The sequence below is a fragment of the Azospirillum sp. B4 genome, assembly GCF_000333275.1.
Classification (GTDB): Bacteria; Pseudomonadota; Alphaproteobacteria; order Azospirillales; family Azospirillaceae; genus Nitrospirillum.
In genome coordinates this window covers 1-2,901 of record NZ_BACU01000569.1, presented here as the reverse complement: position 1 = coordinate 2,901, position 2,901 = coordinate 1, and the positions used below count along the sequence as shown (strand labels likewise).

General features: G+C 67.7%; 2 protein-coding genes. Both read left to right on the top strand.

Going from position 1 to position 2,901, the window contains the following annotated elements; genetic code table 11:
- Window positions 1-35: 35 nt before the first annotated feature.
- Window positions 36-1,316, top strand: coding sequence for an aminotransferase class V-fold PLP-dependent enzyme (locus I55_RS25605; protein ID WP_083901430.1), 1,281 nt, complete (start codon window positions 36-38; stop codon window positions 1,314-1,316).
- Window positions 1,317-1,734: 418 nt separating this feature from the next.
- Window positions 1,735-2,901: hypothetical protein (locus I55_RS25600; RefSeq protein ID WP_049974488.1), on the top strand; the 1,167-nt coding region annotated here is incomplete at its 3' end.

Below are 2,901 nucleotides of genomic sequence, written 5' to 3'. Positions count from 1 at the left end.
CGACGGGCGCCTTCCAAAGAGTGACACGGATGAGAATGACGCGCAGGGATGTGATGCTGGCCGCCGGCACCCTCACCATGGCCGAAGTCGTGCCGGCCGCGGTTGGCGCCCAGACGGCTGCCACCCCGGCCCCCATCTCTGCCCCCAAGCCCGGCCTGCCGGCGCGCTTCCCGGACAAGGCGTCCTTCCTTCCGGGTGAGCTGGTCTACCTGGATTCCGGCTCCCAGCATCCCATCAGCCTGGGGGCCAAGGCCGCCGTCGACACCTACCTGTCCAAGCGCATGCTGGACCCCGCCGCCGCCCACTACGACCTGCCGGACGATGGCGTGCGGGAGAAGTTCGCTAAGTTGGTGAACGCCGACGCCGACGACATCGCCTACGTGCAGAGCACGACGGCGGCGGAGCAGATGGTGCTGCGCGGCCTGGGCTTGCCCCATTCAAGTTTAAATGGGTCCGGTGGCCACATCGTCACCGACACGCTCCACTTCTTCGGCTCCCTGCCGCTGTATGAGGAGATGCAGCGCCACGGGGTGGAAGTCACTTGGGTGGAACCCAAGGACGGCCGCATCCTGCTGTCCGACCTGAAGAAGGCCATCCGCAAGGACACCCGGCTGGTGTCCCTGTCGCTGGTCTCCACCATCAACGGGTTCGAGCATGACCTGAGGGCGGTTTGCGATCTGGCGCACGCCAACGGCGCGCTGGTCTATGCCGACATCATCCATGCCGCCGGCTGCGTGCCCGTGGACCTGAAGGGCAGCGGCGTCGATTTCGCCGCTTGCGCCAGCTACAAATGGCTGATGGGTGATTTCGGCCTGGGCTTCATCTACGGCACCAAGGCCGCCCGGGGGCAGCTGACCCGCACCGAGTACGGCTATTACGGGATGAGCGCGTTCAAGCCGCACGTCTATCCCTTCGATCCGCCGGGCGAGATGATCGCCGACTATGCCTACGCCGGCACGGCGGAGGGCACCTTCGCCCACGGAACCCACGCCCATACCGTCATCGCTCAGCTGGACCACTCCCTGGATTACATCCTGGGCGTGGGCGTCGCCGCCATCCAGGCGCATGCCCAGGACTTGATCGGCCGGCTGAAGCGGGAACTGCCCAAGCTGGGCTACACCCTGATGACGCCGCCTGAGGCCACCACGCCCCTGGTCACCTGCGCCTATGAGAACGCGCGGGAGAAGCTGGGGCCCAAGCTGGCGGCGGCCAAGATCAAGATGACGGTCAGCGGCAACCGCTTCCGCGTCACCCCTTCGGTGTTCAACGACCACACCGATATCGACCGGCTGCTCGCCGCGGTCGGTCACGCCTGAGGTCGTTAGGTTCAGGTGGCCTGTTAAAAAAGAGAGTTTTGGCAGTTGGGTCCGTTCAATGAAACGCCGTGCCGGGTGGGGTGGTGACATCCCGCCCGCCGGAACCCGGATGAGGGCGGGGCCCACGCGCCGAAATAAATCAAACGATCCGGTCGAACGGTGGGGAAGAGGATGGGCAAACGGGTGCGTGGTCTGGTTCTGGGCCTGATGGTGACGGCCGCTCCGCTGGTGGCGTTCGCGCAGGGCGCGCCGGTACCGGAGATCGCGGGCCCCCTGCTGGGCCCGGTGACGACGCCGCATAGCATCACGCTGAACGGCAAGACCGTGCGCTACACCGCGACCTTCGCGGAGACGGTTCTGAAGGACCGAGCCGACAGCCGCTGGCTCCATTTCCGCCACCGCCTACGTCGCCAGCCCCGTGGTGAAGACGCCGCCGGTGCTGTTCGTCTTCAACGGCGGTCCTGGGGCCTCCTCCTCGCCCCTGCATTTCGGCGCCTTTGGACCGCGCAGCATCGTCAAGGGCGCCGACGGCACCCGCGCCATGCCGGACAACCCGCACAGCCTGTTGGCCGACGCCGACCTGGTGTTCATCGACCCGGTGGGGACCGGCTTCAGCCGCGTGCTGCCCGGCGGCGACGGCCATCCCTACTGGAACCCTGACGGCGATGCCCAGGCGGTGCTGGGCCTGATCCGCGATTGGTTGCGCGACAATGACCGCGCCGGCTCGCCCATCTACATCGCCGGCGAAAGCTATGGCGGCTTCCGCCTGGCCACGATGATGAAATTCGTGGGCGACCTGCCGCTGGCCGGTCTGATCTTCATCTCCCCCGCGCTGGACTTCAGCGCCACGGCGGAAAACCCCGGCAACGACCTGCCGTATATCTTCGAACTGCCGGCCATGGCGGCGACGGCGTGGAAGCATGGCCGGGCTAAGGTCGACGCCCAGACGCCGGAACAGGTGTTCCAGATCGCCGCCGACTATGCCGAGGGGCCGTATGCCCTGGCCCTGCTGAAGGGCGGCCGCCTGCCGGCGGCGGAGCGGGATGCCGTCGCCGCCAGGCTGGCGGACCTGATCGGCCTGCCGGCCAAGGCCATCGCCGACGCCAACCTGCGCATCGGCACCCAGACCTTCCTGGAGGCGCTGCTGGCCGACCAGGGCCTGGTGGTGGGCCGCCTGGACGGTCGCGTCACCGGCCCGGCGCCCAAGGACGCCCCGGCCGACCGCCCCGCCGCCGCCAAGGATCCAGCGTTGGGCCTGGGCCGCACCAACGTCATCACCTCATCCGTCGCCACGGACTATTTCAAGCGCGAGCTGGGCGTGCCGGTGGACCGCGACTACGTCTCGCTGACGCTGGACGTGAACTTCGCCTTTTCCTACCAGTCGGGCAAGCGGGAGAACGCCTTCTACCTGAACGCGGCGCCCGACGTCGCGCCGGTGATGAAGGCCCAGCCCAAGATCCGCCTCTTGCTGGCCGGGGGCTATTACGACCTGGCCGTGCCGCTGCTTTCCGCCCGTTATGCCATCGACCGGGCCGGCATTCCTCTTGACCGCGTGACCGTTGCCGCCTTCGATGCGGGCCAAGCC